The 23816-nt window shown below is 41.1% G+C and carries 18 protein-coding genes; 8 read left to right on the forward strand and 10 right to left on the reverse strand.

What is annotated here, in order from left to right; all coding sequences use genetic code 11:
• Together L2735_RS04825 and L2735_RS04830 are read right to left on the reverse strand one after the other, a co-directional pair.
• The coding region (locus L2735_RS04825) for an MtrB/PioB family outer membrane beta-barrel protein (RefSeq protein WP_248983634.1) at window positions 1–1125 on the reverse strand (1125 nt) is incomplete at its 3' end.
• 14 nt (window positions 1126–1139) lie between these two features.
• Window positions 1140–2087: a DmsE family decaheme c-type cytochrome gene (locus tag L2735_RS04830; protein WP_248983775.1), complete on the reverse strand. Its 948-nt coding sequence runs from the start codon at window positions 2085–2087 to the stop codon at window positions 1140–1142.
• A gap of 196 nt (window positions 2088–2283) precedes the next feature.
• Here L2735_RS04830 and L2735_RS04835 point away from each other — a divergent pair, with 196 nt between their 5' ends.
• Together L2735_RS04835 and L2735_RS04840 are read left to right on the forward strand one after the other, a co-directional pair.
• Window positions 2284–3222, forward strand: coding sequence for a helix-turn-helix transcriptional regulator (locus tag L2735_RS04835; protein ID WP_248983635.1), 939 nt, complete (start codon window positions 2284–2286; stop codon window positions 3220–3222).
• Window positions 3223–3519: 297 nt separating this feature from the next.
• Window positions 3520–5868 carry a Tex family protein gene (locus L2735_RS04840; RefSeq protein ID WP_248983636.1) on the forward strand — a complete coding sequence of 783 codons (2349 nt, stop codon included), beginning with the start codon at window positions 3520–3522 and terminating at the stop codon, window positions 5866–5868.
• A 152-nt stretch (window positions 5869–6020) separates the two neighbouring features.
• On the opposite strand, the gene L2735_RS04845 is transcribed toward L2735_RS04840, so the two are convergent.
• The 4 genes from L2735_RS04845 to bioH all read right to left on the reverse strand — a co-directional run bounded on the left by L2735_RS04845 (window position 6021) and on the right by bioH (window position 9464).
• Window positions 6021–6947 carry a hypothetical protein gene (locus tag L2735_RS04845; RefSeq protein ID WP_248983637.1) on the reverse strand — a complete coding sequence of 309 codons (927 nt, stop codon included), beginning with the start codon at window positions 6945–6947 and terminating at the stop codon, window positions 6021–6023.
• 503 nt (window positions 6948–7450) lie between these two features.
• Window positions 7451–7741 carry a putative quinol monooxygenase gene (locus L2735_RS04850; RefSeq protein WP_248983638.1) on the reverse strand — a complete coding sequence of 97 codons (291 nt, stop codon included), beginning with the start codon at window positions 7739–7741 and terminating at the stop codon, window positions 7451–7453.
• 319 nt (window positions 7742–8060) lie between these two features.
• On the reverse strand, window positions 8061–8597 hold the full coding sequence (locus tag L2735_RS04855; RefSeq protein ID WP_248983639.1) for a hypothetical protein: 537 nt from the start codon (window positions 8595–8597) through the stop codon (window positions 8061–8063).
• Window positions 8598–8663: 66 nt separating this feature from the next.
• Window positions 8664–9464: a pimeloyl-ACP methyl ester esterase BioH gene (gene bioH, locus L2735_RS04860; protein ID WP_248983640.1), complete on the reverse strand. Its 801-nt coding sequence runs from the start codon at window positions 9462–9464 to the stop codon at window positions 8664–8666.
• 55 nt (window positions 9465–9519) lie between these two features.
• On the opposite strand from bioH, the gene L2735_RS04865 reads away from it, so the two are divergent.
• Entirely contained in the window at window positions 9520–10284 is a 765-nt protein-coding gene (locus L2735_RS04865; protein WP_248983641.1) for a ComF family protein, read from the forward strand.
• Between the two features lie 9 nt (window positions 10285–10293).
• Here the strand turns inward: L2735_RS04865 and L2735_RS04870 are convergent, their stop codons facing one another.
• On the reverse strand, window positions 10294–12858 hold the full coding sequence (locus L2735_RS04870) for a M14 family metallopeptidase (protein ID WP_248983642.1): 2565 nt from the start codon (window positions 12856–12858) through the stop codon (window positions 10294–10296).
• A 321-nt stretch (window positions 12859–13179) separates the two neighbouring features.
• On the opposite strand from L2735_RS04870, the gene nfuA reads away from it, so the two are divergent.
• Window positions 13180–13758 (forward strand): Fe-S biogenesis protein NfuA, encoded by a 579-nt coding sequence (nfuA, locus tag L2735_RS04875; RefSeq protein ID WP_220753229.1) that lies wholly within the window; start codon window positions 13180–13182, stop codon window positions 13756–13758.
• Window positions 13759–14047: 289 nt separating this feature from the next.
• A complete protein-coding gene (locus tag L2735_RS04880; RefSeq protein WP_248983643.1) occupies window positions 14048–14653 on the forward strand; it encodes a prepilin-type N-terminal cleavage/methylation domain-containing protein in 606 nt (201 codons plus the stop codon).
• Between the two features lie 135 nt (window positions 14654–14788).
• Here the strand turns inward: L2735_RS04880 and L2735_RS04885 are convergent, their stop codons facing one another.
• A complete protein-coding gene (locus tag L2735_RS04885) occupies window positions 14789–15976 on the reverse strand; it encodes a PepSY-associated TM helix domain-containing protein (protein WP_248983644.1) in 1188 nt (395 codons plus the stop codon).
• A 455-nt stretch (window positions 15977–16431) separates the two neighbouring features.
• On the opposite strand from L2735_RS04885, the gene L2735_RS04890 reads away from it, so the two are divergent.
• Complete coding sequence (locus L2735_RS04890) at window positions 16432–18576, forward strand: TonB-dependent siderophore receptor (RefSeq protein ID WP_248983645.1); 2145 nt, start codon at window positions 16432–16434, stop codon at window positions 18574–18576.
• Between the two features lie 182 nt (window positions 18577–18758).
• On the opposite strand, the gene L2735_RS04895 is transcribed toward L2735_RS04890, so the two are convergent.
• On the reverse strand, window positions 18759–20096 hold the full coding sequence (locus L2735_RS04895) for an MATE family efflux transporter (RefSeq protein ID WP_248983646.1): 1338 nt from the start codon (window positions 20094–20096) through the stop codon (window positions 18759–18761).
• A 9-nt stretch (window positions 20097–20105) separates the two neighbouring features.
• On the opposite strand from L2735_RS04895, the gene L2735_RS04900 reads away from it, so the two are divergent.
• Together L2735_RS04900 and L2735_RS04905 are read left to right on the forward strand one after the other, a co-directional pair.
• The gene (locus L2735_RS04900; protein WP_248983647.1) at window positions 20106–21152 is read left to right on the forward strand and encodes a polysaccharide deacetylase family protein; all 1047 of its coding nucleotides are present in this window, start codon (window positions 20106–20108) and stop codon (window positions 21150–21152) included.
• Between the two features lie 995 nt (window positions 21153–22147).
• On the forward strand, window positions 22148–23008 hold the full coding sequence (locus tag L2735_RS04905) for a DUF2971 domain-containing protein (protein WP_248983648.1): 861 nt from the start codon (window positions 22148–22150) through the stop codon (window positions 23006–23008).
• Between the two features lie 168 nt (window positions 23009–23176).
• On the opposite strand, the gene L2735_RS04910 is transcribed toward L2735_RS04905, so the two are convergent.
• The gene (locus L2735_RS04910) at window positions 23177–23800 is read right to left on the reverse strand and encodes an SCO family protein (protein ID WP_248983776.1); all 624 of its coding nucleotides are present in this window, start codon (window positions 23798–23800) and stop codon (window positions 23177–23179) included.
• Window positions 23801–23816 lie beyond the last annotated feature (16 nt).

Genomic DNA, 23816 nt, shown 5'->3' on the forward strand with positions numbered 1-23816 from the left:
GTAGCTGGCATTCACTTTGAAGGTTGAACGCTCCACATCCGTGGCGACGTTTTCTTTAAAGGTGCCACTGACGCTATCGAAGTTGTACTGCTGGAATTCAAACACTGAGCTGTTGTTTTCACGGTTGCTGTAGTCGTAACTACCGCCAACACGTAAACGGTTGCTGAGCATTGAAGTGATGCGGATGTTGGCATCGGTAGTATCCACTTCGCCATCCCAGTTTTGGATTGGGTTGCCCGCCACTTGAATTAAGTCATCATCCTGTATCATCCGACCGACAATATAGCGGCCAGACATGACAGTGCGGTCAAGTTGGTACTGACCGGATAACGACACTTGGTGTGCTTGGTTATCGGGTGTTGCCGCGTAGACATCGTAATAGGTTGGCAGGCTTAAGTGGTCGGTATTGTTTTTATACTGACTGCCAAAGTAGCTCAGCTCAGTTAACCAATTTTGACCGGTTAACGCAGCGCCTGCGGTAAATGAATCAGTGGTTGAGTCTACACGTTGACCAAAGTTAACCGGGCTTGGGCTGACTAAGCTGCTGCTCTTGTAACCGGTTTTATCTTCGGTATCGAAGCGGACATAGCCTTGATAAAAGTCTTGATTGAAATCCGCGCCAATACCGACTTTTTCACGTTGCTGTGAAAGCTCGAACACATAAGTGTCGCCAGGCACCATCATGCCGTCATCGTAATACAGATTACTTTGCGCATCACCCGATTGATAAGTGGTAATCAGTGAGTAGTCAGCATCGACATTAAACAAGCCTTTTTGACCCACACTGATGTTAGCAGTGCTGTTTTCAAATCCGAGTTGATGGGCTTGAATGCGTGCTTGGTAACCCTGCTCGCCTTGGTATTCAATATCACCACTGACGGCAGTGACAAAGCCCTCTTGGTCAGTCCCTAATGCATTGGCAGCGTGGACATCGTCGCTGTCGATGTAGCCTGCTGAGATATCCACACTACCGCTATATCCGGTTGTGTTAGTACAACGCTTACACTCATACTTTTCTTGATTAAGGTTGTCAGTGTTGGCATTACCGACGGCAAAGTTAGCCGCCATTGATGGCGCTGATGCAACCAATAAAGAAGCGGTAATTAAATTCAGTTTACAGTTCATGTTATGGCTCCTAATTAGCGCTGCAGTAAGCTGCCGGCTGGGTGGTTAGAACCATGGATTTGGCTATGACAATTCAAGCAGCTTTTTCCGCCGCCAAAGGCATCCATTCCAGGTTGTAGTACAACGCGACTTGCGTGGCCGTCATCAGCGTGACATTGCTGACATAACTGAGGGGCACGGTTATTGAGCATGCCTTCGTTAACGCTACCGTGTGGGTTATGACAAGTGACACAGTTTTCAGTGACAGGTGCATGCTCCCATAACATTGGGCCGCGTTTTTCAGCGTGACAGCTATAACAAGTGTCATTAACGGTTGGCTTGTTGAGTGCGCTTTCAGACATAGAGCCGTGTGGAGAGTGACAATCGATACAGGTCATCTGGTCCCACTTCATTGGGTGAGCAGAGCGCTTGTTCATGTCCGCTTTTTCGCGGGTGTGACATGAAGTACAAGTATCATTAACGGTGAGCTTGTCTAAAGCTGGGTCTTTCGCGGCATGAACCACGTGACAATCGGCGCAGGCAATCTCTTCCAGATTATGGGTGCTGCTGTGCCAAGCCATTTGCTCTGGGTCGTTATGACAACCTTGGCAGACAGTGTTTTGGGTTGGTGCATCCAATTTGCTGTTTTTGCCAAATTGAATCATAGGCTCTTTGCCGCCACGGTTGTGGTTGCCTTGAGGACCATGACAGGCTTCACATTGCAGGCCCGCCATTGGTGAATCTTTACTGGTTAAGTCGCCATGAGCGCCTTTGAAAATGTCAGCGACACCTTCAGTGCGTTGGTGACACATTAAGCAGCTATCAGCGCCTTTAGGGGAATACTTACCTTCAGCGAACTTCTCAACGAGTTTTTGAGAAACCTCGTCACCCGTCATGTCATCCCATGGCGCAGCAGCGGCATTAAATGTACATAAGTAAAGTATTACACTGATAGAAGCTAGGATGTTTCGACACCAGTTCATCATGTCACCAGACCTTATTAAATCGAATTTATAAAAATGGAATAATCAATAGGGGGTATTTTAGAGATATCTGATTTTCAAATCGAAGAATAGCGATTATCAAAATACGACATTTGTGATCCAGATCCGTATCAGGGCTGGCAAAAAAAATTAAAATATTTTGGTATTACTATTCGTTTAAATAAAAGTTACAAATATGATCAAATATAAATGTAGGCCAGCAATTCATACTAAAATGGTATGTGAATATTGTGAGTTAATTAATTTTGAACTGCCTGATGAATATTCGCATTTTCAATATTTGTCAGATGAGGATTTAATAGGTTTTTATACTATAACTAACTTATTTAATTTTATTGAACAGAATACCAGTAACCATATTTTTTTCTTTGATTTTGTAAAGAACTTTATTCAAAGAATTGAAAGTTTCACTAAAATTGATTTTTCCAGTAATGTGAGTAATGCCAGTAAGTTGCTTGCCTTTACCCAATTTTATAACCAGATTTCAGATGTTAATTGGCACAGCATTGAGACTGACGATAGTGTTGGCTTAGTATCAAAACGAGCCAAGAAAAGTCTAGCGGCTAAGTATGGCGATCTTTTTATATATGCATCTGTAATGCATGTTTTAAAACTGGAAAATGAAGATAAATCCAGCTTAATCATTGAGTTGCCTTTTAGTAGTGGTTTTTATGGAAGTAACGTTGAATTAATGGCTAATGTGAAATTTAATTGCGAAAACCTATCTGTTTTTGTCAAAAAAGATCATCGAGATGGGATAAAAATGCTGCCTTATAATGAGAATAGCATCTCTAATATAGAACGAATTAACGCTGCAGCGAAAACGATTCCACCGGCAGAATTAAGCCTGGTTTCTTTGGCTAATAGGTTAGGAATATCCGCACGTAGTTTGCAGCGTGAAGTGAAGGCTGAAGGTTGTTGTGTAAAAGGTATAATAAAAAAAGTCAGAGCTAATTATATTATTTCAATATTAAGTAAAAATGATCTCAATGTAAAAGTAACAGCTTATGAATGCGGATTTAAAAATTTATCAACATTTAGTCGCCACTTCAAAAGCACTATAGGGAGTAGTCCAACTGATTATGTTGAAAGCCTAAAATTAAAATCCATTTGAATGCTATAAGTTTGAGATTAAATAAATGTATCAGCTGATACAATTGAGAATGATTATTAATTGTGTCGATATAATATAATTAGGATATTATTAATTGTTTATACCTGCAAAGTAGTATTCTAAATATATATGTCGCATATGAGACATATCATTCAAATAATTTAACGTGCCTTTAAGTCAATGTTAGTGTGATTTTACAAGTAAAATAAGACGAAAAAGCACAAACTCAATAAACGTTTTTGGCTGATTATGCTATCTTTGGGCGATATTTGTTATTCAACGCCGAATAAGACCCTTATGCTTAGTATTGCTCAAATTATCGCTCAAGAACTCAATGTTCGTGAGCAACAAGTCTCAGCGACTATCGCGTTACTTGATGATGGATCTACCGTTCCTTTTGTTGCTCGTTATCGTAAAGAGGCAACTGGGGGCTTAGATGATGCCCAATTACGTACTCTAGACAGCCGTTTAGGTTATTTGCGGGAATTAGCTGAAAGAAGGCAAGTGATTCTTTCTAGTATCGATACCCAAGGTAAACTTACCCCAGAGTTAAAGCAGGCCATTAATACTGCTGATAGCAAAACCCGTCTTGAAGATCTTTACCTACCTTATAAACCTAAGCGCCGTACTAAAGGCCAAATTGCGATTGAAGCAGGTTTATTGCCGCTGGCTGAATATTTGTTAGCTAACCGTCAAAGCCAATTGGATGCTAAAGCGAGCGAATTTATTAATGCTGAAGCTGGCTTTGCAGATATTAAGTCTGTCCTTGATGGCGCCCGTTTTATCTTGATGGAACGCTTTGCTGAAGATGCAGATTTATTACAAAAGGTACGTAAGCATTTGCGTCAGCAAGCAGTACTTGAAAGCCGCATGGTAAAAGGTAAAGAGAAAGAAGGCGCGAAATTCCGCGATTATTTTGAACATACTGAAACGATCACTAAGGTTCCGTCACACCGTGCGTTAGCCATGCTTAGAGGACGTAATGAAGGTGTATTGAGTTTATCAATGAACGCCGATCCTAAAGCAGAAGTGGCTCAAAGTAGCTATTGTGTGGTGATTATTGCTGAGCACTTTAATTTAAAATTGAGCGATTCTGAAGTCGATCAGTGGTTAAAAACAGTGGTCACGGCCACTTGGCGGGTGAAAATTGCCTTGCAAATGGAAACCGAGTTCATTAGCCAAATGCGTGAACGTGCTGAAGCGGAAGCGATTAATGTATTTGCTCGCAATTTAGGTGACTTGCTTATGGCAGCACCTGCAGGCGCTAAAGCAACAATGGGGCTCGATCCTGGGCTTCGTACCGGCGTTAAAGTGGCCATTGTGGATAACACGGGTAAGTTTGTTACCCACACCACCATCTTCCCTCATGCGCCTCAAAACGTATGGGATAAGTCGATCCGTACTTTGGCTAACCTAGTTAAAATGCATAAGGTTGAGCTGATTGCCATTGGTAATGGCACCGCTTCTCGCGAAACTGACAAGTTAGCCGCCGAAGTGATTAGCTTTATGAAAGAAACCCACCCTAAATTGACCAAGATTATGGTTAGTGAAGCAGGTGCTTCTGTGTATTCAGCTTCTGAACTTGCTTCGGATGAATTCCCAAATCTTGATGTTTCGATTCGTGGCGCAGTGTCCATTGCTCGTCGATTACAAGATCCGCTAGCAGAGCTGGTGAAGATTGAACCAAAATCAATTGGAGTCGGTCAGTATCAACATGATGTCAGTCAAAGCCAATTATCGAGTTCTCTTGAAGCTGTGGTTGAAGACTGTGTAAACGGTGTTGGGGTCGATTTGAACATGGCATCAGCGCCATTGCTGGCTCAAGTGGCTGGTCTCAATAAAACCTTAGCTAAAAATGTCGTTAACTATCGCGATGAGAATGGCAAGTTTGAATCACGTAAACAGTTATTAAAAGTGGCACGTTTAGGGCCTAAAGCTTATGAGCAAGCGGCTGGTTTCTTACGTATTCATCAAGCGAAAAACCCATTAGATGGCTCTTCTGTTCACCCTGAAGCTTATAAATTAGTGGAATCGATTGCTAAGGCAAAACAGCAAACTATTGAGCAGTTGATGGGTAATACTGATTTGTTATCTCAACTTAATGCCGCTGAATTTGTCACTGAAGACTTTGGTTTACCCACCATTACCGATATCTTGGCTGAACTTGATAAACCTGGGCGAGATCCTCGTGGAGAGTTTAAAACAGCTAGCTTTAAAGAAGGTGTTGAAGAGTTAAAAGATCTTAAACTCGAAATGATCCTTGAAGGCGTGGTGACCAACGTGACTAACTTTGGTGCATTCGTTGATGTGGGTGTTCATCAAGATGGTTTAGTGCATATCTCATCGTTAACTGACAAATTTGTCAGCGATCCTCACACCATAGTTAAAGCAGGTGATGTGGTTAAAGTGAAAGTGATGGAAGTTGATACTGAGCGTCGCCGCATTGCATTAAGTATGCGCTTAGATGAGCCAGTACAAGCTAAAGCGAGCAGTAACAAGCCTGCTTCATCAAATAAAGGCCAGCCAAGTAAGTCTGCTGGTAATAAGCCTGTAGCTAAGGGCGGTCAACGTAAGCAGGCTAAAGCCCCTGCCAATGCGGCAATGGGTGATGCCTTTGCTAATGCCTTTGCCAAATTAAAGAAATAACTGCTTAAGTACTGACGATTAGTCATTAGTCATTAGTCATTAGTTTATAAAAAACCTCAGATAACCCTGTTATCTGAGGTTTTAAGTTTTAGAGCCTTTAGTTTTGAGCTTAGATTGTTTATTGACTGTTTTAATAACGATAAATGCTCAGTTTAGTCAGTATAAATTTGGCAAACTTCATCAAAGTTCATTGTTGGCGAAAGCATCAAGCCTTGCTGCCTCATACGCAATAATTCGTCTTTTTTCATCAAAGGGTTATCGATTTCGAAAATCACTCTCTTATTCAACTGCGTCTTATGAATAAGTTGGCAATATTGCTGATAAAAAACCTGATCAAATTGGCCGTTAGCAATAATGCGCTTCATTCCTGTTTCTATTCGTTTTGCTAGTTTAGGCTGATTAGGGGAGACATAGAAAATCGTGATCAGTGGTATATACAATAGCACTTTATCGTCTAACACTAGATTGGGAAAAGCTTGTGTGTGACTGTCTAATTCATCAAAAGCTTCATTGATCCCTCGGCCAAAACTGGTAAATCGTCCGCGTTCAAGCATATGAAATAGTCCATCATAACTTGAACCCACAACCACATCGAAACCAGCTAATTCCATTGCTTTTCTGGTCGACCAAAATGATCCTGATCCTGTTGGGTAGTTTTTAAGTTGCGCTAAAGTTTGAATTTTTTGGAAGTCTTCATAGTGCTGCTGCTTAATGATGAAAACTCTGAAGCCCTGAATACCTTTTCGAATGGGCAGTTTGATAGGGATTAATGACTCATTCCAGCCCATTTTTGGGGCTTCAGCCATCACATTAATCAATTCTCCAGAGATGAGTTCATTTAATACCCTATCTCGTGTCATAAAGACTTCAGAATGGGTAATCTCCCAGTCACCAAAATCTGCTTTAGTTTGCTCCATAATCAGCTGCATTAATTCAAAGCTATATTGGTATCGAGAGTCATTTTCTGAGGCGGGGTGGTTAAGAATCACGATATCTTTGGCAAGTGTATGTTTTACAATGAAAGTACTACCTAATAGACAGCCAATAACAGCGGCAAAAATATACTTTGATATTGTCATCTTTGCCTCCCTCATCTGCGTCAAATTGATTTGCTACTCCAATATAATTATATAGTTAGTAATACTCAATAATACGTCTTGATGAAATATAAATGCTGAATTAAAAAGATTATTATCATAATTGGGGAAGGTTGTAGGAGCTGATGTTAGATAGCTTATGAAACCCGTTAGTTAATCGTTTTTGTATTTCATTTACTCGCTGAATCAATGGGTAAGCTTGAAAAAGTCATACCTATGAATAAAGTGCAATAAGTACCGTTATTTCGAGGTCAGCTTTTAGTAATATGAGATAGTAATCATTCAGCTTCCGAAGGGGGCTTGGTAGAGGCTTGTCGAAAATCGAATATGTCCATGACAGAAGCTGTATTGCCAGAAAGTCCCCTAAACGACTCTTTTATTGGTATTGGGAAAACAATATAGGCGCAATAAAAAAGCGCTAAATCAATGAGGATTTAGCGCATAAATAAGCTAGCGATAAAAATGTGGGGATGATGAAGTTGAACTTATGCGATTTGGGTCATTTCATTTAAAATGAATTGCTCAACAGCGCCTTCAGTCGCAGCCATGTATTGCTCCAAATGTGTGTTACCCATGTGCGTTTGCCATAACTCACGCGTTTCCCAGTTTTCATAAAACATGAAATGAGCAGGATTTTCATTGTCCTGATGTAAGTCATAACTAATACAACCCGCTTCCGCACGAGTGATTTCAATCAGCTTTAATAACTCTGTTTTAACGAGTTCAACTTTGTCAGCTTTCGCAATAATGTTGGCAACGATAGTTAATTTAGTCATTGTTGAGATGTCCTATAGCTTGTGAGTTTGAAACAGAAACAACGTAATCATCTGAGTGTGTTTTCGTTTGATGAAACTATAGTAGGCTTATTTGCAAAACGATTAAACAGGGTAATGTTTGAAATATTATCAAATAAAAATTGGTAATTAGAGGGGATAGTCAATTAATAGTAAGGGGTTACAGTTTCAGCCTGTAAATATAAATGGCAAGGTGAGCGTTAGATACTTAAGCTGCTCGCCAATAAAGACAGTAATGAGCTGAATGGGTTGCTTACACTATGGTTTATTTACACTATGGTTTATTTACACTATGGTTTATTTACACTAAGGCAAACAGTTGGTTCTGATCTGAAGGCGTTGTTTGTTGCTGATAAAATTGACCGACACGTTCACCAAGTTGTTGGTAAAAAGCGTTAGATTGCTCTTCGCTGGCGTCATTTAATAATAAGCTTTGAATCGCACGGGAGTTATCCTTGCTGGTAGTTTTCTCTGCTTCAACATTGGTCGACTGAGCATTTTTCTGTTGGATATCACGGCGCTGAATAGTTGGATTGCTATTAGCTGCAACGCGCAATAACTGTGGAAAAATCCCTTTTGGACCTAAAACTTGTTGCTGAGTTTGTTGTTGCTGAGTTTGTTGTTGCTCAGCAGATTGCTTTTGTTGCTGCTTTTGCTCAAGCATTTCATGACGAGTTAATCGTTCATTTTGTTGGTTATAAGCTCGCTCTTGATGCGCTTTAGATAATTCTTGAGGCGGTAATATAGGTTTAGCTTGTTGGTTATCCGCGCGCGCAAGATCGGTTGCAACATTACTTGTCGCAATCGGTACTTGGGGATAATTGGTGACAACCAGCATAAAACTCACTTAAGCATTAACGAATAACGTTTAAATTATAGTCAATTTGCAAGTGGTTTTATAGGTTTAGGCTGTATGTTTTTTGATCCATGGTAGTAATTCGCTCAAAAAAGCTTCTGGGTGTGAAATGAACGGTGCATGGGATGCTTTATTGTGAATAACGTCTTTAATACTTGTTGCTTGAGGCAAGATAGTGATGATCTTTTTTGGCACCAAACCGTCACATTTGCCCCAAACCCTTAACCATGGCTGCTGGATATTATTTAGCTGAGTGCGTAAATCTACGGTCCGTAACATACCTAATCCTTGGTCGAGTACTGTCTTACTAGGTAATGGCTTGGCTAAAACCAGTTTCTTAATCGCCACAATATCATCTTTTGCAGAATCACTGCCCATGGCTTGTATCGCTAAAAAGCGTTCAACCGTTTTAGCAAGGTTGACTTGTAATTGCTCGGAAAACTGCGCCAAGACTTTTGGTGCAATTCCCGGCCAACTTGCTTGGTCAGGATCTGTTTGCGCCTCTTGAGCCATAAAGCAAGGCGATGAAGCCACAGTGATTAATGCTTTTACAGAGTCAGGATGATTAATAGCAATTTTGCTTGCCACCAAACCACCTAATGACCAACCAAGCCAAATGGCTTTTTTTGGTAACTGCTCAGCCAATTGTGCAGCCCAAGCAGTGATATCACCGCTATTTTCAACGCTATCACCAAATCCGGGCAGATCGACATAATGCACTCTATACTCACTGAGCGCCGTTTGTAATGGACTAAAAACGGCAGAGTTCACTCCCCAACCATGTAGCAGAATGAGATCTTGGCCTTCACCAATAGTGTGAACGTGTAGCTTAGGTAATTGAGGCTGCACTAGATTTCCTTAAGGTTGGTCTTCAGCTATTTGCCATACAGGATAAGGATATTATATGGATTGGCAACTCCGACAAGCCTGTTATAAAGGCTTACGTTCGATTAAATATGCCATTTTACACAACCTGCCCAACCGCTGTTTATTGTGTCGTCAGGATATTCATCAATATGGCCAGCAAAGGCCGCAAACGGGGATTTGTCAAAGCTGCCTTATTGCAGGCTTATATCAAGATGAAGCTTGCCTAGGTTGTGGTAAAACAATGACAGTACTGCAGCGTTATTGTGGTCACTGTCAGCGAAGCGAGCCTATATGGGTCATCGCGCCTTGCAGCTACCATCAAGGCCTTGGTGAGTTAATCTCTGGAATAAAATATCAACAACAATGCGCACCATTGCATGCGCTAGTTCAGGTACTCGCCATTCGAGTGATGGATTTAGTGGCGAGAGAGCTCATCCAATTGCCTCAAGTGATTATTCCAGTACCACTACATGCTAATCGGTTAAAATCACGTGGATTTAACCAAGCTTGGTTAATCGCTAATGCGTTGAGTCAGCAATTGGGGATTAAAATGGATGACGGCTTATTAATTCGGCATGTGGATACCCAAGCTCAAGCAGGTCTCGATGGCAAAGCAAGGCGAATTAATTGCGCCAATGCATTCAGTTTAACCCAAGATATCCCCTATCAAAGAGTGGCACTGATTGATGATGTGGTGACAACTGGCACCACTATCAATGAAATCAGCAAACTGTTTACAGCCGAATACGTACATGTACAAGCTTGGTGCTTAGCAAGAGCTGAAGCACCAGGCTTGATATGAAACGAGCAATTAGATGTTAGGCACAAAATACAGTGAGTTGGCGTAAACCTTTTCAGATCCAAGCCAAATATTTCTGAATAATAAGTTGTCGGTGAGTGCGACAACTTTACCCTTACCTTTGGTTTCAACAATCATTGCTGGTGTGTTAGCAAATGAGCGTTGATACTCTTTGGCCAGAAAACCACTGACTAATAACTCATTCTCATACTCCGCCGCCACGATAAACGGCGTTGAAGTGAGGTTAAAGCTAATCTCACGGTTTTTCATTACAGGCAGTGGGTTAGGCAAGCCAAAAGTTACAGGATGGGTACTATCTAATTTTAGCGATACAATTGCGCCGCCGATTGATTGACGAGCCTTAAGCTTGGACTGGTCACCAAACTTCATTCCTGTCGTGCTAAAGAGCTTGGCTAATTCACGTTTGCTTTTGGGTTCAGAATTCAAAATATTACGTTTATTGAGCCAGATTAAGGCACGTTTTTGCGCCACGATAGTGCCGCCTTCTGATACGTACTTCCCGAGTTTTCTAGATGTTCCATCACTTATCAAGTTGTAGGGACCGTCAGCCATAAAGATATGGCTATAAGCAGATAAATCTAGCGATACTAAACGCTCGGTGTTCACCATGGTGGTTGGAATACCTAAGGTTTTATCAAGGTAATACCAAAGTTGTCCTGTCTCAGATGCATTAGTATCGGCTCCGGTAATGATAAGCGGGGTGACAGGTTTTACTTTAATAAAATCATCACTGCCTAAATCCATTCCTGTTGCCGTATGTGAACTGGCTGAAGCGACAACGGTGACTTGGTGTTTTTGAGCTGCAGTAGCGACGATGTTAGCTAACTCCGCTGCAGTAAAATCTTGCTGCTTAAGCGGAATTTGTAAACTGCCGGCAATAAAAGCGGTCGGCTGTTTTTTTGACTTTGATTTACTGGCGGATTTAGTTGTCGATTCAGCTGACGTATGTGGATAAAGGCTAAAAGGTTTTAAGGCGTACTTTACTAATACCCCTTGGTTTAACAGTTGTTGAAGCATTGGGGCTGCTGCAGCTTGTTGCCAATCAATCATTAACGCCACACTGTCTTGCGGGTAACTTGATTGCGTGATGCTAAAAGTGGGCTTATCAGACAAATATTTGTCACTGGGTTTAGCTTCATCGACCAAGCTAAGGCCTAAAGCAGACTCAAAGTTCCAAGTGGATATGTCATAAAAAGTTTCATCTTTAAATTCGGTGCGCTTATCAAATAAAGCCTGCAGTAAATCATGTTGTGGCTGGCTATCAGGAATAAACAAGCTGTCTTGAGGGGTGAAGTTAATATCATCATCTTCAAAGGCTTGGGTTAGATATTTAAAGCTAATTTTATGTTGCTCAAGAATACTAACCAACTCTGTAATGTGCGCTGAACCATGATGGGCTTTAACTAATTTGCCTGACTGTGTACCGTCACGGAATCGCTTAACATTACTTGAGAAAAAGTTAGTTTGGTACGCCATAAGCTTTTTACGCAGTGCGTGAGCCCCTTTAAGGCTAGATAATGAAGTGGCAAATTGATTATCAATACTGTCAGCTAAGGTAACGACGCCGTTTGGAGAGTCTTGAGCTTGGCCACGTGAACTGGCTTGTTCAAACAAAATACCAATAGCGCCATTAATATCTGGGTAGGTAGAACCTTTTCCGTAAAAGAAGTCATCAAACATCTGGCCGCTAAAATAGGGCTGCTTAACTTCATCTAGGGCTTGGCGATGAAAATCGGCTAACTCGTTAGATAGTTCTTGATTGGCAGGCAATGTTAACGGGTTGACGCGATCAGGTACACCAGGCTGGAAGAAGTATGATTGTTGATGCCACATTTCATGGAAGTCTCCCACATAGTGCGGCTGCCACTTATGGAAAAAAGCCACTCGACCTTGTGATGCAGGGTGGCGCAAGAACAACCAATCTCGGTTTAAGTCAGCGAGGTAGTGATTAAAGCGCCCACCAGGCCAATCTTGGTTATGCTCGCGATGGTTATTGTCAGTGACAATGACCTTGCCTTTATTATTGTTAGCCCAGTTTGAAAAGCGATCAAACCCATCAGGGTTTTGAGTGGGCGTAAGCAATATCACCGTATTGTCTAATAACTCTTTTATCCAAGGTGTATTGGCCGCTGCAAGATAGTGACTTAATGCGATTGCAGCATGGGCACCACTGGCCTCATCACCATGAATTGAGTACGCAAGCCATACCACTAAAGGATTTTTATTGCTGTGGTTGGTTTGCATGGTGCCATATTTAATATTGCTTCTGTATTCGATGATATCGGCGAGGTTTTGTTGGTTTTTTTCTGAGGTAATGACCGCAGTCACTTGCTCACGACGTTCTTCACTAAAGCCTGCTGAATCCAATGATACTCGTTCACTTTCACTGGCAAGTAATTGCAAATAATGGTTTATTTGATCATGACGCAAATGCCATTCACCGAGTGGATACCCTAAGTACTGCGCAGGCTGGGTGAGGCGGGGATTAATATCTTCTGCTTGTAATCGTTGCTCAATATGGGTCTCAGTGGGAGAAATATCACTGGCAGATGCCATAAAAGGCAGGCAGGTAAAAAAAGTTACCAGTGTTCTAACTGACAAACGAGCGAGCAAGACATGTAAGCTAATCATAGGAGAAACAAGATCATAAAAAGAAAACCGTGCAATAACAATAAAGTGATTAGCCTTAAATCTCCATTAAAAACCGACCGAAAGAGGTTATTTTTTGTCACAGTTGCCACATGCAGGACTATAAAGCCGAGGCAACTAAGAGTATCATGTCGCTAAACCTACTAAATTACTCAAGTACTACCTTATTTAAGTCAATTCTTAATTAAGTTGGTTCTTACTCAAGTACTACCCAACGGAGCAGTTTTTATGATCAACATTACTGATACGGCTCAGGCTCATTTTGTAAAATTACTGGCCGATCAACCTGAAGGCACTCATATCCGTGTGTTTGTCATCAGTCCAGGTACCGCTCAAGCAGAGTGCGGTGTTTCTTATTGTCCACCAGATGCTGTTGAAGCTGACGATACTGAATTACCATTTACTGGTTTCAGTGCCATGGTTGATGAAAAGAGTGCACCATTTTTAGAAGAAGCGAGCATTGATTTTGTGACTGACCAACTTGGCTCACAATTAACGCTTAAAGCACCTAACGCAAAAATGCGTAAAGTGGCTTCTGATGCACCGTTGAAAGAGCGTATTGAGTATGTGATTCAATCAGAAATCAACCCACAGTTAGCAAGCCATGGTGGTAACATCATGTTAGTTGAAATCACTGAAGAAGGTACTGCAGTACTTCAGTTTGGTGGTGGTTGTAATGGTTGTTCTCAAGTTGATATCACCTTGAAAGATGGTATCGAGAAGCAATTACTAGACATGTTCCCAGGTGAACTTTCTGGCGTTAAAGACGTAACAGATCACCAGCATGGTTCTCACTCATACCAGTAATCACTTCGGTGATTTTTTATCAATGAGATAGACACAAAAACGCGGCTTAATTGGTCGCGTTTTTTTATGCTTGTAAAAGCGTATATGGCCGAGGTGTCAGCATGATGAACAAGCGAGATACATACAAATAAAAATAGCCTATTTGGGTTGCCTAATATAGAAAGCGTCTGATTTTATGAGTAAAAAACCTTTCAGGCTGGATAAGTTTTTCATTCTTTAGGTTGAGAGAAAGCGCCTTAATGTTGTGCATGTGTTATAACTATAACAAGGTGACGATAAGGAGCACTGTGTGTCAAACCCTTCCCATACTCATAAATCTTACACTCATCATGTTGCAGCTGGTTCAAAAGGTTTTACCTTAATTGAGTTGGTTGTAGTGATTATTGTTCTGGCTGTGCTCTCAGTGATTGCAGTCAGTAAATTTTTCGATCTTAAGCGCGATGCTGAAATCAGTCGTGTTCAGGCTGTTGCGGCTTCGTTTGAGCAGTCTGTTACCTTTGCCCATACTCGCTGGCAAATTATTGGTGGAAGTGAGCCAATGAATGATTTACCCGATTTTGCTAATGATGATTTAGATATGAATGCCTTTGGCTATCCGTTAGGCACAGGCAAAGGTAACCCAATGGGGAACCCAGTTAATATTGGTCAAGGTCAGGCTGGGTGTGTGGATTTGTGGAATGCATTGATAGAAGACCCACCTAGCGTTGCCATTAGAAATACATCAGATGATGTTGATTTTGAATCATATCGTCATACAGCTGACGGTGGCACTGGTGCGACGCAATGTACTTATGTATTAAGAACACTGGGAGATACTAGAGGCCGAAATCGTGCAGAAATCAAGATTGTTTATGACTCGGTAGCAGGGACTGTCACCCCTTTCATTGAAGATTAATCCATATCTCACAGGGTGAGTTAGATATAATCTCAAGGTTTAAGAAAACAAAAACGGCTTACTGTTATCAGTAAGCCGTTTTTGTGTGAAGCAAACTTAGCTTGAGTTGAGGTTAAGCTTGAGCTTGAGTTTCAGTTATTTACGCTTCTTTTTGAAAATACGGCGGTAAAAAGTCACTGCGCTGAATAATAGAATCGCAGTACCGATAAACGCGATAACAGTGATAAATGCAACGTACTTAAATGGCATGTTTAACGCATCATGAAGCGGTCTAACAAACGTGGCGACTTTTCCTGCAAACGATCTGTCACTATGTAATAACGCTGATTGAATTTTACCTTGCTCATAATTCATGGTGATGCTGTCAGCTTGGCGCAACCAAACGTCGCTGTGGGTATCAAAACCAATACTGTAGTTCAGTTCTTGTGGTCCTTTAGGTTTTTCAGCGCCAGGCTCAGTTTTTTTCTGTCTTGGCTTGCTTACTGAAACTAATAACGATTCAGGCCACATATCTTGGGCTGTTTGCAGTTGGCTCTGCCAGTCACTTTTTTGGCTAATAGGGTATTGCACTTCTGCTACAGGCGTATGCTTTAATGCATCCATCCACAGACCTTTATAAGTGATTAGAAAACCAGTAATACATAATAAGAATAATGGTACTGAGATAAATAAGCCCAATTGAATGTGGCTTTTCACTAAGCTACTTGAGCGCGTATCAGTAGGAATTGATTGTTTTAATCTAAAGCCTTTGCGGATACGCCACCAAAGATAAATACCCACTAATGTGACTAGCCCGCCAATCAAAGAAGCCCACGCGTTTAAGTATTTACCAAAATCTCCTAATAAGAAGTTTCTGTGTAACCAGAACATGGTGGTCCACAGTGGGATCTCTGAGACTTTATGATGATGAATTTCGTTGAAGTCACTATCAAAAGCGATAGATTCGCCTCGGGTTGCCGCTTCAAGGTAAGGGGTGTGTTCGGTTGGAAAGCGCACGCTGGCCATTTTAGGGTAGTTTTCAAAAATAAACTCAGTTGCCTTGGCTTTTTGCTCAATGGTTAGCGGAACATATTGCTGTCCTTTGTCATCCATTCTTTTGAGCATGTCCATACCGCCAAGATAAACACCTGTGACTAATACAATCAGCATTGAAATGCTGATTACAAAACCAACCCAGTTATGAAACCATTTTAAAGCAGGGACTACATTCATGTTGATGTTCTCAGAGTGTTCTTGGCATTTGCCAATGGATGAAAGCACGGTTTGTTGTAAAGCAACAAAAAGCACTTCGTTAAAATTCTTGGGAATGATAATTAATCTCATTTCCTTGTTCAATTAAAGAAGTGTAAAGGAAGCATATAGTGTTAAATAGCTCACAAATTAACATTAAAAACCAGGCGTCGAATATTTAACAATTGAATAACTATTCATTTTAGGTTCGTTTGTTTTGAATTGAACCTTAAAGTACATCGACAAAAATAATAACTGACTCCATCTTCGACACTGTTGTTAATTTATTGTTATGATTGCGCTTTGCTGTTTGGTCTGTTGTTGGTTTGGTTGTTGGTTGGTGGTGTTTCTGGTAAGTAACTTGGTGGTTGCAACATTAATTTCTATTAATATGCAATAAATATTCAACATTAGTAATGAAATTTACTCTCATTAGTGCGGTCCTTCACACTTCTTTACTCTTGCTTACGAAAACACTTCACAAAACGATGAATGCAAATGATAATCCATCTCATTAACGATTACTGCCAGATTAAGGTCTACTTTGTATGAGAATTTCACCCATTGCGTTTGCTGTTGTAGCAGGTTTAGTATCAGCGTCATTGGCTGCTGAAGAAGCACAAAATGACACTGAAACGAGTCAAGATTTTGTTGCTAATATCGAGCGTATTCAAGTTACTGGTATGAACTTCAATAACTACAAAGTCGGTTCATCATCTGGCGCAATGCGCGGTGATATTGATTTGATGGACACACCACAATCAGTAAATGTCATTCCTGACTTTGTTACCGATGAACAGCTTGCGACAAACCTTTCTGAAGTGTTAGTCAATGACTCAAGTGTGACTGGCGGTAGTGAAAAGTGGAACCGTCAAGTATTCAACATTCGTGGTTTCGAATTAGATTCAGGCAGTGGCTATCTTATCAATGGCCAACAACAGTTCTCTCACTATGTACAGCCGATTGAAACTCTACAACAAGTAGAAGTACTAAAAGGTCCATCAAGCATGCTTTATGGCCAATCAGGTCCTGGCGGTTTGATTAACATGGTCAACAAAAAGCCGACTTATGAGAGCTTATTTGATGTGGCTATTGATACTGATCAAGAAGGTTCAACTCGCTTTCAATTAGATGCTGGTGGCGCACTTAACGAAGCTGAATCTATCCGTTACCGCACAGTATTAGTTAAGCAAGACACTAAGTACTGGCGTGAATACCAAGATGGTAATGGTGATGAGAACCAAGAGCGCGATCGCTTTTTAGGTTATCTTAACCTTGAATTCGACTTACACGAAGATGTGATGTTGTCGGTTAAATACGACTACACCGATGATAAAACTGGCATCGACAGAGGTGGTTGGTTAGATGATAACGGAGACTTAGTGGGTGACCGTGAAGATATCTGGGATATGTCTTGGGCCTTCACAGATAACAATATTGAGAATATAGGCGCAGATTTAACTTGGTACATTTCAGACGATTGGAAACTGACCACAGGTTACAACCATCAGAGCTTTACTCGTCAGCGTTTAGATTCGTCACCAACGATGGTTGCTGGCATGGATCCAACGGATCCAACTCAGGGTTACCAAATTAAAGCATTCGATCGCTTTGACGATTGGCAGTATAAAACAGGCTACATGGACTTTACGGGTATCGTGAATGCCTTTGGTATGGAGCATCAGTTATTAGTCGGCGCTAACATTCTTGATTATTACTACGGTACCAAACGTGATACTGGCGATGCGCAAATGGTTGTTCCTGGTCAAGATGTGCCTAAACCTGATTTAGACTACCACACAGTGGAAAACTTAAGTGAGTCTAGCTACAAACACTATGGTTTTTATGTTCAAGATTTAATGACCATTAATGACGAATGGCAAGTACTTGCTGGTGTTCGTTATGATGAGCAAAAGAAAGACGGTGAAGGCGAGAATAGTTACGCAGTATCACCTAAGTTTGGCGTTATTTACTCGCCTAGCGCAAACGGCAGTATTTACGCGAATTACTCAAAAAGTTTCAACCCACAGTCAGTTGTGAGCAGTGACAACGATGTAAATGATGGTATGGATCTAGACCCTGAGTACGGTGAGCAGTACGAAATCGGGACTAAATGGGAACTGTATGATGGTGGCTTACTGTTAACCGGTGCGGTATTCGATACCACAGTGTCAAACGTGACAGTACGTGAACAGCTTGAACAACCAATTGGTGACAATGAGTACATTACGACTCAAAGTGGTAAGCAACATCACCGTGGTTTTGAAATGGGCGCACAAGGTCAAGTCAGTGAAAGAGTATTCATGACGTCATCCATGATGTACTTAGATGCACAATACAAAACCAGTGCAGAAGATACTGAGCAACTTGACGGCAAAACCCCAGTTGATGCACCTGAATGGTCTGCAAACATCTGGACTCGTTATGAAGTTAACGATGATTTTGCATTAAACTTTGGCGCAATTTATGTGGGTGAGCGTTTTGCGAATACCCAAAATACCATTGTTAAAGATGACTATGTTCGCTTTGACTTAGGTGCTGCATACACTTTTGCTGTTAAAAATACAGACATGAGTGTTCGTTTTAATATTAAAAACTTATTCGACACTGATTACTTAGCTGGTGGTACTAATACTGACGTTATGGTTGGTGACGGCAGACACTTCAGCTTGGCATTTGAATCTAAGTTCTAATCGCTAACCTTATGATTAATAGATAACTAGTTAATAGATAGCTGGTTAATAAATGATTGGTTACACCCTAGTGGATTAAGCACTAGGGAATACAGAGTTATAGTGAAAGGCCCTAGCGTATTGTGATTACGTTAGGGCCTTTTTATTTATCTCATCTTTTTGGTTTGCAACTCTGCGAAACGCTATATTTGCTTGAAAGCCTGACTGTACTTGTAATGAAGACCAAGTGAGGCGCTGCGGCACAACATAAAGGCGCTCATGGCAGCCCATAAACCGTGGTTCCCAAAGTCTTGCAGCAGATACCAACAAGGGAAAAACACCACGAACGTGGCAATTATCATGCTATTTCGCATGGCTCGACCTTGGGCGGCGCCAATATAAACCCCATCAAACAAGTAAGATCCAAATGCCAGTAGCGGCATAAACACTAACCAAATTAAGTAAATATTGGCTTGTTGCTGCACGATTTCGATACTGGTGAGTAAGCTGATAATGCCACTGCCACCAAAATAAAACAGAACGCAGAAACCCAGAGAAAATAGTGCAGACCAATAGCCTGCCAGTAATACCGATTCTTGCAATAGCGGCAGATTTTTTTGTCCAACAGCGCGTCCCACTTCCGCCTCAGCGTAATAAGCAATGCCATCTAACGCATAGGAAATTAGCATTAATAAGTTCAGTAATACCGCATTGGCTGCAATGATGTCATCACCTAAGCCTGCGCCGTAAAAGGTCATAAAGGTAAAGCTTGCTTGCAGGCATAAACTACGGATAAAAATGTCGCGATTAAGCTTGAGCAATTGCGAGTAACCTTTAAAGCTTAGGTGGACGAATAATTTACCTAAGTTGAAATCTCTTTGCTTATACAGGGCGCGCTTAACAATCACCGCAGCGACAGTAAAAGCACAAATATCAGCGATAACCGAGGCTAAAGCCGCGCCTTTTACGTTCCATTCAAAACCAATGACAAACACCACATCCAAAATGATATTAACGATGTTAGCGATAATGAGTTGCCACATCGCAGCTTTAGGAGCTTGTCTACCTAACAGCCAGCCAAGGAGAACTAAGTTGAGTAAGGCGAACGGGATAGACCAGATACGAATATTGACGTATTCACTACAGAAGTGCTTAACCTCTGCACTGGCTTGGCTTAGATACATGGCAAATTCAAGCAAAGGTTGCTGTAAAATGATGGCACTAAAACCGAATATCAGCGCTAAGCTACAACCTTGAACCAGCAATTTTTGCTGAGTTACGTTATCATTAGCACCATAAGCTTGGGCGACTAGACCCGTAGTCGACATTCTCAAAAAGCCCAATAGCCAGACAATCAACGTAATAATTGTGCTACCTAGCGCCACACCGCCTAAGTAATAGGCTTCACTTAAATGACCAATGACAGCGGTATCGACTAAACCCAATAGCGGAATAGTGATATTGGATAAAATCATCGGCAATGCTAAAGCAAATAGCTGACGGTTTTTTTGGCTATTAAATAATAATGCTTTTATGGACATAGGAATCTTATGTTAAAACAAAGTCTCTTGGGATTAATGTGGTTATTCTCATTTAATGCCAGCGCGGTGGTGATATTGCAATATCACCACGTATCCGAAACATCGCCAGCGAGCACCAGTGTGACACCGGCGCAATTTGAAGAGCAGATGCAATATCTTGCAGATAATGAGTTTACCATCATAAGTCTGACAGAAGCGGTAGATGCAATAAAACAAGATACGCCCATAGCCGATAAAAGTATTGTGATTACTTTTGATGATGGTTATCAGAGCATTGCCGATGCTGCAGCGCCAATTTTAGCTAAGCATAACTTTTCATACACCTTATTTATTTCTATCGAGCCGATTGAAAAAGGCTATGCAGGAATGATGAGCTGGGATCAGATAAACCAACTAGCGGAAAATGGTGCAACCATTGCCAACCACAGTTGGGGGCATGAGCATTTGAATCGTAAGCTTGAAGGTGAAAACCATCAGCAATGGTTAACGCGTATCGAGAACAATTTATTAGATACCGAAGCTGAAATTAAAAAGCACACAGGTCAGAGCGTTAAAATGCTGGCTTACCCTTATGGTGAGTACAATGCCGACGTTGAAAACATTCTTAAGCAGCATGACTTTATTGGTTTAGGCCAACAATCAGGCGCAGCGGGTAAATATTCCATTTTAACCGCGTTACCACGCTTTCCTGTGGCAGGACCTTATGCGGATTTGGATAGTTTAAAAGTTAAATTTACGAGCTTAAACATGCCAGTGGTTAAGCAAAATATCACCGATCCTTTATTAACCTCAGGCAACTGGCGCCCTGAGTTAAAAGTCGAGTTAGATATCACTGATATTTACCCCCATCAGGTGATGTGTTTTGTCCAAGGACAAGGCGCGAAAAAGCCAACATGGTTGACTGAAACTGAGTTCAGTATTCAAGCACCAGCGAATTTACCAGCAGGTCGTAGTCGCTATAACTGCACTGCACCGAGTAAAACCCAAAAAGGCTATTATTGGTTTTCCCAAGCTTGGGTAAGACCTAATAATGATGGAAGTTGGCCAAAAGAATAGCCTTTTGGTTTAGGCTTTTGGTTTAGCTTGATGGCTAAATAAGTTTACTTTTTGAGCAAAAGCACAATCAAAGTCGTGGCGCTTCGCCCACACCAGAGCAAGAGGGGAAACAACAGCAATCCCCCTCTTGCATCACCCTTGCCGCTCCGACGAAGTGTTGTTCCTCATGCTAAATGAGCGAATTTACTACCGCCTCAGACTCGCCATCCATGGCTCAACTGAGGCTATGTCGGCGTCCTGCCTCCATCACGCAAATTAGCTCAACGCATTCGGACACTTCCAACGGAGAACATGGTGCCCGCAGGTTCATTTGTTGTGTCTGAGCCGGTTCAATAAATTGTTTCAGCGAGTGCTATTGAAGAGTAATTTCTTGAGCACAAGCCAAATCAAGGTCGTGGTGCTTCGCCCCCCATCTCTTGCCGCTCCGACGAAGTGTTGTTCCTCATGCTAAATTAGCTCAACGCATTCGGACACTTCCAACGGAAATCATGGTGCCCGCAAGTTCATTTGTCATAGCTAGATAAATTATTTTTAAAGCTTAAATGTTCAATTTGAATTGAGGTAAGCAAGAAAATTACGTGAGTCCAGACATGGATGTCTGGCTAGCTTTCGAGGGGAAGGGACGCCCCATCGGAAGCGTTAGTGATTTTTGTAGCTTGCCGAAGCGGGCTACTGATAAAGTTTAACGCTATGAAAGTCCCCATTGAAATCTTTCGCTTTTCAGAAAATTTCGTAGGGGCGGGTGGGTGTTCCAAGAGGGAGTTGCCGTTCACTCCCTTTTGGTCTGGTGTGGGCGAAGCGCCACGACCTTGATCCTAATTCAAACGAAGTTTGGAGATGACATTGGGGGTTCTCATCATAATTATCTAGCATACGCTTTTTGCCATAGGCAACACTATTTTTCATCACAACTTTAATATACTGTTAAATGATGCAGGATTATCTAAGTAGCTATAGGTTACTCAAGTAAATCAAGAGTCTATTGGAGAGTGATTTTGTTTTTAAAGTACAATTATTTTGATGAGCAAATAGAATTTTTATCTTCTGATGATGCATTGTTTCATTTTACAAGAAAAGAAACAGCTATCGAACATATTTTAGATAAATGCTCGCTGAGGCTTGGTGGATTTTCTATGACTAATGATCCTCAAGAATATAAGCCTAAGCAAACGGCTGCAACTGGTTGGAGGTGGGAAGCTAGGCATAGTTCTCAAATTGATGAACTCACTGGTTTAATCGATGAGTTACTGTGGAAAGACATCAAGTTTATCTCATTTTGCCAAAATGAGTTTATTGATAAAAATTTGGTGTCACATAGTATTCTAAAATCTAGAATGTGGTCACAATATGGAGATAACCATAGTGGCATCTGCATTGTTATATCAAAGTCAAAGTTACTAGCACAACTGCAGGAACAATATGGTGAAACTCATATTATAAATGCAAGAAACGTATCTTATGATGAACCTAATTTAAAATCAAAAATACACGGATTAGATGTCGCTACACCTGAACTAGATAATACTAGTAATCATAATATTGCACTTAATCATATAAAAGTGCATTTACAACCTTTGCTATTCAACAAGCAGCCTGACTATAAAGATGAGAATGAATTCAGGGTTGTTTTGACATTAATGCGCCCGCAAGTAAAGACAGATTTTATATTTGTGGACCTAATAAAATGTATAAATTCAATAGTTCTTGGGGATGCGTTTCCTGAAGTATATAAACCTACTATGCTGGACTTAGCTAAACGATTAGGAGTTCCCTGTCAGAAATTATCCTGGGAATCTGATACATATTTATTATTTGATTGGACGAATATGTATGATCCAGTACCTAGTACCATCTGACATCAAAAAATGTAAGAAGAAAGATCAATGTGATTTTTAGAATAAGATAATGTCAAACACTGATTCTAGCTTTTTCAAAGCCAACTAGCGCTAAGCCTTCAACTAGCAACAAAGCCTCAATATTTCCGTATTGAGGCTTTGTTATATATCCATCTTATATTCAAGGTCTTAGGCACTTTCAATAATCTGTTTCAGATCTGCAACCAGCTCTTTGTTTAAAATCTGTGGAATCTTCCCTGGTTGTTGTTTGGGTTTAAACACTGCGTATTTTTCCCCTTGGGGTGACACTAAAACATAGCTGGCACTGTGGTCTACTTGATAATCCGCGCCGTCTCCAACCATGGCGTAGGCAAAGCCTAGGTCACGGGTGAACGGGAATAACTGTGCATGTTCTGCGGTGACTGCTTTAAAGTCTTTATTAAAAAAGTTGATGTAATCTAAGCGCTTTGTTTGCGAGTCTCTGTCTGGGTCTACCGATACAAACACCACCTGAATATCTTCTGATAACGACTGTAATTCTGGGTAAGCCGCATTAAGTTTATTCAGCGTCGTTGGGCAGACATCAGGACACGAAGTAAACCCAACAAATACCAAGCTCCATTTGCCCAGTAGTTGCTGATTAGTAAACTCATTGCCCAGTTGGTCATGCAATGTAAATGGCGCTAATGCTCTTGGTTGGTCGAACATATAGCTGCTGGCAAGTTCGAGTGGCTTAGGCTGCGAAAAATTAACAGCCACCGCGACGCCTAAACCTAACATCATCACAGCCAGTGCGATTATCTTTTTCAAAATGCTTCCTCTTTACTGC

This window comes from Shewanella olleyana, from assembly GCF_023283825.1.
GTDB lineage: Bacteria > Pseudomonadota > Gammaproteobacteria > Enterobacterales > Shewanellaceae > Shewanella > Shewanella olleyana.

Coding starts and splice junctions, on each gene's coding strand:
- L2735_RS04830 (WP_248983775.1), bottom strand. CDS start 2,087: ATGAACTGGTGTCGAAACATCCTAGCTTCTATCAGTGTAATACTTTAC.
- L2735_RS04835 (WP_248983635.1), top strand. CDS start 2,284: ATGATCAAATATAAATGTAGGCCAGCAATTCATACTAAAATGGTATGT.
- L2735_RS04840 (WP_248983636.1), top strand. CDS start 3,520: ATGCTTAGTATTGCTCAAATTATCGCTCAAGAACTCAATGTTCGTGAG.
- L2735_RS04845 (WP_248983637.1), bottom strand. CDS start 6,947: ATGACAATATCAAAGTATATTTTTGCCGCTGTTATTGGCTGTCTATTA.
- L2735_RS04850 (WP_248983638.1), bottom strand. CDS start 7,741: ATGACTAAATTAACTATCGTTGCCAACATTATTGCGAAAGCTGACAAA.
- L2735_RS04855 (WP_248983639.1), bottom strand. CDS start 8,597: ATGCTGGTTGTCACCAATTATCCCCAAGTACCGATTGCGACAAGTAAT.
- L2735_RS04865 (WP_248983641.1), top strand. CDS start 9,520: ATGGATTGGCAACTCCGACAAGCCTGTTATAAAGGCTTACGTTCGATT.
- L2735_RS04870 (WP_248983642.1), bottom strand. CDS start 12,858: ATGGCATCTGCCAGTGATATTTCTCCCACTGAGACCCATATTGAGCAA.
- nfuA (WP_220753229.1), top strand. CDS start 13,180: ATGATCAACATTACTGATACGGCTCAGGCTCATTTTGTAAAATTACTG.
- L2735_RS04885 (WP_248983644.1), bottom strand. CDS start 15,976: ATGAGATTAATTATCATTCCCAAGAATTTTAACGAAGTGCTTTTTGTT.
- L2735_RS04890 (WP_248983645.1), top strand. CDS start 16,432: ATGAGAATTTCACCCATTGCGTTTGCTGTTGTAGCAGGTTTAGTATCA.
- L2735_RS04895 (WP_248983646.1), bottom strand. CDS start 20,096: ATGTCCATAAAAGCATTATTATTTAATAGCCAAAAAAACCGTCAGCTA.
- L2735_RS04900 (WP_248983647.1), top strand. CDS start 20,106: ATGTTAAAACAAAGTCTCTTGGGATTAATGTGGTTATTCTCATTTAAT.